Source organism: Alicyclobacillus tolerans (assembly GCF_900142255.1).
Taxonomy (GTDB): Bacteria; Bacillota; Bacilli; order Alicyclobacillales; family Alicyclobacillaceae; genus Alicyclobacillus_I; species Alicyclobacillus_I tolerans.
Genome location: NZ_FRAF01000024.1, coordinates 46,030 through 53,239 on the forward strand (window position 1 = coordinate 46,030; position 7,210 = coordinate 53,239).

Consider the following 7,210-nt stretch of genomic DNA (forward strand, 5'->3'; position numbering starts at 1 on the left):
ACTAATTCCACAAATCATACTATTTTGCTGATGAGATTCGCTGTTCAGTATATCTGACCAATAGTGACCTTGCGGGTCCCCAACAGTAATGAATTTTCATGCAAGAACCGTGGCATCCAACTTCTTCAGTCCTTGCCCCTTTAACGCAGCAAGGAAATCATTTGCTAGGAATAGTACACTAAGTCCAGCACCCACTGTCCAGCCCTCGGACCAATAATTAGATTGGTTTGAAATGATGCAAGGGCAAAGCAATTGGGCTCTTTCAAGAGTCGAACCCAAAACATTGGCGAGTTCTGTTGGGTAAGCTCGTTCAATGTCCTTTAATTTAGTTCTTGATCCCCGTAAATGGACTTTTTCTTCATACGTTAGAGGCAATTTCGGAGACGAACTTTCCAAATCCATTCACCTCCTTTAGCCCTTCATTTCAACATTGCACCCTTTTCGTCAAATGTAGCGTTCGGATTATACGCTACTTCCCATGCGTTGTTCTCAGGATCTACGAAACACCCACTTCTTTCACCCCAAAATCTATCGCTTGCAGGACGATTAACGTGAGCTCCTGCTGCCTCCGCTTCTGACAGCACAACATCCACTTGTTCACGTGTTTTTAAGTTTATACCAATGTAACATCCCTGAAAAACCCAGGGTCACTAGGAATCGTTGTTTCTGCGTCCTTGGACAACTCGTCAATCGACCAAATTGAAAACATACAGCCCGCGTTTTTGAACACTGAGTAGTTATCCGAACTCCAATCGGTTTCTTTCCAACCCAATCTCTTATAAAAGGATCGCAGTTTGGGTACATCCCATGCTCCAATTGTTACCAAAGTCACTCATTTCGGTAAATGCCCCGTTCGTGAATAAGAAATTACATCTCATCATGAACGTAACGAATAACTTCTGAAGCGAATTTTTGTGGTTCCTCTGCATGTGGAAAATGCCCGCTATTGTCGAACACGGTGACATCTGTCTTTGGATTTCCTGTTATGTAAGCATGAATCTGGTCCAAACTCATGACATAATCAAATCTGCCTTTAAGGAGTAACGTGGATTGGGTTGGTATACTCCCTAAAAGAGAATCAAACACTTTTCCTTCTTCAAACAATTTTTGCTGATGTGTGCCTGCCTTGCTCCATTCTTCGGACGATAAGGGAGACTGCTCTACAAGCTGTTCAAAAAAATCCTTATCGATGGCATGAACATATAGAGAGTTCCTATGCTCATCTAGTCCATTAGTCAACTCGGTAAATTCAATCCATAATTCGGAAACTGATTTGCTTGGGGAGGAAAATGCCAAATCCAAACATGCTTTTGCCATGTCTCGCTTCCCCAACTTGCTGTATTCCATGGTTGCCCCTTGTAAAAGAGACCTTGCAGACAGTCCCAAATGGAATGTCGCATTTTCAAAAATCAATTTGTCTACTGATGATGGATAAAGATTGGCGTACAATGCGCCCAAGTATCCGCCAAACGAATGTCCAAGAACTGACCAACTAGAAATTCCTAACGACTGTCTGATTTCTTCAATATCAGTCACCAGGTCATGCAAACCAAACTCATCGTTGTCCTTAATTTGAGGAGAACGAAGGACGCCTCGTTGGTCAACTGCAATTAACCGCACCTTGTCAGCCAATAACTCCTTTTGAAACACAATGAAGTCATATGAGCCAGTTCCTGGACCGCCATGAAGGTAAAGTAGTGGAGGTGCGGCTTTTTCCCAATGTCCTCAACAAACAAGTCGTGCATACTATCCCTCCTCGTTTTTCTGTCTGTAACGCTATTGGACGCTCACTGAATAAACGCTTGGTCTTCGAGTGCTATTTCTGCGCGACCATTTGTGCTACGAGGTTCACACTCATGGAGAAGCCAAATCATCGAACATGGGTCCTTAGCATTTGTAGGTAGCGGATATCAACGTATGGAGCCAAAAACTGCAGAAATAAAAGAGTTAGAAAAGAAAACATAGAAACTGGAAGCGGTAAATGATATTTTGAAAAAGGCACTTGCTTTTTTCGCAGAGAGCCAAAAGAAGTAGACAAACGAGAGCGATTTTCAGTTTATCAGGAAAGCCAATGCCCAGTTTGTGATATACGTGTGGAACAAGGCCCCAGGCAGCACAGAACGCGTACGATAGTAAATAGCCCAGAATAGCCACCCAGTAGGCATATACGGAAACATACAACATAACAACCATTGCCACCAAGAAAGCACGGCATGGCCAGCAACGATGCTTTGAGGAATGTGAGCAGCATCAAAGAAACCTATCATGATCCATGCAGCCAAGTATGGATTTCGAACCCACGCCAACAGTTGAGGAAACATATAACCTCTAAAATAAGTTTCTTCCATCAAACCATTGATAAAAAACTGCGACACAAAAATAACCAACACATCGACAAGATTACCATTCGGAAACGCTAAGTTTTTGACTGAAAACAACCGATCTTGAACGATAACTAAGAGCGTACTGACCAACACAAGTACCAAGGACAACAATCCAGTGGCCCATGATAGAGAGAAGGATTGAAGTCTCCAACCCTTTAGTTTCCATACGGCAATACTCACAAAAATCGCCGCCACGACTATCCCGAGCAGAGCGTTTATGAATCTCGCATTCGCAGCGAGGGACAACATAGGGAAAATCTTGGACTGCATCAGGGATTCCATGTAAGACGCCATATGAAACCATACTACGTATGCCACTCCGAACGTTAAAACAATTGACCCAAGCAAAATTCCAAAGTTTTGCCACGTTGCTCGTAACTTCGGTATTTCTCGATTGGGAATGAAGTTACGAAAGAGGAACAGGACGCTCACCAGTATGACGAACACAGCATAATTCCATAGAACGCTGATCTCCGTCATTCCGGTAGGTAATAGAAGCGTATGAAGTAGGCCGTGATATAGCCACAATGTGACACCGAGGTACATCAAGAAACCGGTAACGAGAAGCAATCTGTTCCAACCACTTTTTTGTATCGGCATAAGCCCTTCACCCTTTCATACGATTTAGGACTCCTTCACCTCATCCAGTCTCCATCGATTTCCGCCGTCTCGCTATGTATGCCCCATAATCCCAAGGCAGCGACAGGAATGGGTAACAACATTAAAAAATATACTAACCTAACCATGTTGTTCGTTCCTTTTTTAGTTATAAATATTGGCTGTTTTCGCATAAATTGTTGCTTCTGGGGACGCGGTGTATAATATTGGAAAAATGCCCCGAGGAGCGGTTTGAGTGAGTTGGCTACATGTTTACGAAGACTTTGATGACCTAAGCGAAGCCGAGAAAATACAGTTGTTTGAAGCAATTAAGGATACGCTTTTTCCTGAGCCGAGGCTCAAGGTGGACAAAGTTTCCTAAGAAGTTCGAGACAGCCGATTCAGTTCAGGATTGGCATGTTTTCATTGTGGAAGCAAGACGGTTAAACGCAACGGCAAATACCGCTCTCGCCAAAGATACCTCTGCAAAGACTGCGGAAAGACCTTTAATGACCTGACATCAAGCCCACTGGCGGGTACTCATTATCCTGACAAATGGCTCATGTTCATAGAGTAAATGTTGGACGGCATGACGTTGCCCAAAATTGCAAACAGACTTCATATCCACGTTTCCACGGCTTTCTACTGGCGTCATAAGGTGCTGTACGCCCTTCGTTCGCTGGGTCATGACGCACTGAACGGCATCGTAGAATCAGACGAAACCTTCTTTTTGGAGTCTCACAAAGGACGTAGGCGTGTGACCTTTCGCAAACCAAGGAAACGTGGTGGCGTGGCAAAGAAGCGTGGTATAAGCAAAGAACAGGTGTGTGTACTCGTCGCAATGGATCGCAATGGAGACATCGTTTCGCAGAATGCAGGGAATGGTCGCATTACAGCCGTGGAGATCGATGCCGTGTTGGGCACACGACTTGCTCCAGGTTCATTGCTTTGTAAGGATTCAGCCAAGAATTATGTGGCGTTTGCAAAAATGATGGGACTGCACCACGAAGTCATTACCGTCCATAAAGGTGTGTATGTCCGTAAGGGCATCTACCACGTCCAGCACGTCAACGCTTACCACAGACGGCTAAAAAAGTGGATAGAGCGGTTTCAGGGCGTTGCCACCAAGTATCTGGATAACTATCTGTTCTGGTTCCGTTTTTTAGAACGGTACAAGGAAATAACGCCATACGAGGCGAAACGGTCCATATTGAGGAATATGTCAAAGCGAGCATGTGGCGTTACGGTGGGATACCTACGAGCAGTGTAAGTTGACTGGATCTATCTAACAAAACAAGCAGAATTCTACAATAGCGCCCAAAACTGAATTTCCGAATGACATAATTGAAGATGAGCAGGAGGTTAGGTCATGGCAAAGAGAGTTGCGGCGATTTATGACGTTCATGGTAATGCCTCAGCGTTGGATGCTGTATTGTCGGATGCAGAAAAATGTGGTGTCGATACGATTGTATTCGGTGGTGACTTGGCTTGGGGACCGCAACCGAAGTTGGTTATGGAGCGGGTAATGTCCCTTAGTGGGAATATCCATTTCATAAAGGGGAACGCAGACAGAGAGGTTGGGGAACGCTATGGAGTTGAACAAGGACTTAACAATTGGATCGCAGAGATAAATCAATGGTGTTCTGATCAACTTACGGAGCAACAGATTGATTTTCTTAATAATCAACAAGAAAAAGTCACAATAAGCATCGATGGATTAGGTGAAGTCTTATTCGTTCACGGTTCGCCTAGAAGTGATGAGGAAGCCATTCGAAAAGATACGCCTCAAGATGAGATTGAACCGATGATTTCATCTGTTAGGGAACCTGTGATTGTTTGCGGTCACACGCACATCCAGTTTGATCGTACCGTATTTGGGAAACGAATAGTCAATGCAGGAAGTGTTGGACTTCAAATAGCGGCTCGTGGAGCATGTTGGGCGTTGATTGGTCCTGAAGTGGATTTGCGTGAAACAAAATATGATTATCAGAAAGCCGCCAGACAAATTCTTGAATCTGGTGTTCCCATGGCGAGTGACTTTGCGGAACATGTGTTAAATCCCCCGACTGAGGGACCGTGATTTCTTTCCTGAACTGTTGCGGGATTCGTAAGTCCCTTATGTGCAGTCAATAACAACAATCTTTACGAGAACAGCCTAAATATTTAAATACATAGTATGCAACCCATTATATGGTACATTTTAAATTCACACAGCGAAATCGTAACTTTGTATTTTACAAACTAGTCACCAACCCACAAAACGTTGATTGTGAATGTGCCGTCAAGTGGTATAGATTGAGTTCAACCACATATTGCATCTATATATGCACAACTGTCTAAAATGAATTTTCATAACATAATTGAAGGGCTGGTGCAACGACCATAAAAATTATTCTATCCTGCGCGCTTCCCTAAAGGAAGCAACATACTATAATATACCAGTTCTTCGTAGTCAGTCTATTGAGCGGGCTCATGGCACCAGGATGGAACTACCTACCCTCGCCTGCCATCAAGGTGTCATTCGACAAAAACCCATTTTCATCCTTCTGCCGGTGTCACTCCAGCGGCATGGCGGTCTATTGACTTAATAACAAAGCCAGCAAGATTTTCTTTTTCTTACCCCGTCTAAGTTCGTATCGACTTTGGGTCAATCTTGCTGAGTAATCGCGTTGTATAGTTTTTTACTTAATAATATTTTATTACTTAATATTGAATTTTTTACTTAATCATGTAGTATGAATAGGCTTCATATTTCTATGATGGAAGTATGTTCAATGGATAATATGGTTGAACTCAGTAATGAAGAGTTAACAATGGTAGCTGGGTTCAATAGTTGGGACATTTTGGGGGGATTGCTGTTGGGGTTGCAACAGCAGCGTTTGACACAGCATTCCCAGAGGCTTCTCCGTGGATCACCAGAATTGGTGGTGGAGTCGCAACAGGTCTGATTGTCAAAGGTCTGTAAAGTTGAATAAAAGGGGGGTCTCCCCCTTTTATTTCTTATGGGGTGGTTGGGATAATATCTTATGTAATTGTTGCGTGGTCAATTATAATGATCATACTAATGGTAAAGAAATATTCGCTTATACCTAAATATAAGCGCAGAGCTTATAAGATACTATTCAGCCTATATATTTTTTCTGCATTATGTGGTGCTTTCGCAATTTTTAATACCCCTTTTCTCTTGCCCCTAGAAATTATATACGTAGGTATCTTCATCTTATTATTGTGTTTGTTCATTTATGAGTGGAGGAAATGGAAATAGAATTATCTACTTTACTGAATTTTATACTCTGGTAGGATGATTGAGATGTCCAATAAATACCCATTTTATTTTCAGAGTGCCGTACACGATTGTATTCCTGCTTGTGTTATGGCTTTGGCTGATTATTATCATGTCCAGGTTAATCTGAAAGATATACGTAAGATACTAGTTACGAACCCTCAACATGGTACGGCTATTGAAAATTTGCGCAATTTAGGAGACATCTTGCATGTTCAACTAGGGAGACTGGTTGACCTGTCAGAACTGCCTCAATATATACCATTTATTTCCTATTTAAAACAGGCACATGCCGTTGTGGTTTGGGAATATGACCTGGTAAAGGGTAAGATTCTGATTGGTGATCCTGCTGTTGGGATTGTTCAAATTCCCATACAGGATTTTTTGACACAATGGGATGGACTTACTGCTGTACTTCGGAACCTTCCTGAAAATGAGATCGGTTTAACCCCTCAATATTAGAGTCTTGCTCCCTTAATCTCACTCGCTCGTAGGATTGCTTAGACCTTAACGACGAATGGCTGCACTTCGTTGTTGGCAATTGCGCGCATGAACTGTTCCGGTGACAGATCATATAAGCTACCGTGATTTCGGCGCTGGTTGTAAAACGTAATGTATTCTGTCACGGCCGCGTATGCTGCTTGGTAGTTCTCAAACAATTGTCTCTTCCACAAAGCACGTTGTAGTATTTGTACCGCATGCTGACCTTCACAAGAGAGTCCGATGTGATAGTCAACGATAGCGCGGTCATACACATCAATAATACTCATCAGGAAGAAGAACCGATGTTCGCCTGCAATGTAGCCATACTTAATGTCCATTTCCCAGAGCTGGTTTGAGCCAGTGACCTCTCTGTTGTTTGCCAATCGTCTTGGATGGTGAAGTCTTTTCCGGCGCTGCGGCTTTAGGATATCGAGCTCGGCACATAGGCGGTAAACCTTCTTCT

General features: G+C 43.1%; 7 protein-coding genes and 2 pseudogenes. 4 read left to right on the plus strand and 5 right to left on the minus strand.

The window, feature by feature from the left end; all coding sequences use genetic code 11:
• Positions 1-96: 96 nt before the first annotated feature.
• The 4 genes and pseudogenes from BUA75_RS12695 to BUA75_RS12710 all read right to left on the minus strand — a co-directional run bounded on the left by BUA75_RS12695 (position 97) and on the right by BUA75_RS12710 (position 2,984).
• Positions 97-396 carry a hypothetical protein gene (locus tag BUA75_RS12695; RefSeq protein WP_072874972.1) on the minus strand — a complete coding sequence of 100 codons (300 nt, stop codon included), beginning with the start codon at positions 394-396 and terminating at the stop codon, positions 97-99.
• A gap of 23 nt (positions 397-419) precedes the next feature.
• Entirely contained in the window at positions 420-593 is a 174-nt protein-coding gene (locus BUA75_RS16590) for a VOC family protein (protein ID WP_423219877.1), read from the minus strand.
• Between the two features lie 274 nt (positions 594-867).
• Positions 868-1,692, minus strand: a pseudogene (locus BUA75_RS12705) (alpha/beta fold hydrolase); the annotation flags it as partial.
• A 359-nt stretch (positions 1,693-2,051) separates the two neighbouring features.
• Positions 2,052-2,984, minus strand: coding sequence for a CPBP family glutamic-type intramembrane protease (locus BUA75_RS12710; protein WP_072874973.1), 933 nt, complete (start codon positions 2,982-2,984; stop codon positions 2,052-2,054).
• A 253-nt stretch (positions 2,985-3,237) separates the two neighbouring features.
• Between BUA75_RS12710 and BUA75_RS12715 the strand changes: the two are divergent.
• The 4 genes and pseudogenes from BUA75_RS12715 to BUA75_RS12730 all read left to right on the plus strand — a co-directional run bounded on the left by BUA75_RS12715 (position 3,238) and on the right by BUA75_RS12730 (position 6,726).
• Positions 3,238-4,251, plus strand: a pseudogene (locus BUA75_RS12715) (IS1595 family transposase).
• A gap of 99 nt (positions 4,252-4,350) precedes the next feature.
• Positions 4,351-5,061, plus strand: coding sequence for a metallophosphoesterase family protein (locus BUA75_RS12720; protein ID WP_072874974.1), 711 nt, complete (start codon positions 4,351-4,353; stop codon positions 5,059-5,061).
• A gap of 694 nt (positions 5,062-5,755) precedes the next feature.
• Complete coding sequence (locus BUA75_RS15955; protein WP_165612017.1) at positions 5,756-5,929, plus strand: hypothetical protein; 174 nt, start codon at positions 5,756-5,758, stop codon at positions 5,927-5,929.
• Between the two features lie 362 nt (positions 5,930-6,291).
• The gene (locus BUA75_RS12730) at positions 6,292-6,726 is read left to right on the plus strand and encodes a cysteine peptidase family C39 domain-containing protein (protein ID WP_072874976.1); all 435 of its coding nucleotides are present in this window, start codon (positions 6,292-6,294) and stop codon (positions 6,724-6,726) included.
• Positions 6,727-6,764: 38 nt separating this feature from the next.
• Here BUA75_RS12730 and BUA75_RS15695 read toward each other — a convergent pair.
• Positions 6,765-7,210, minus strand: a 446-nt coding sequence (locus BUA75_RS15695) for a DDE-type integrase/transposase/recombinase (protein ID WP_165612018.1), incomplete at its 5' end; no start/stop codon positions are given.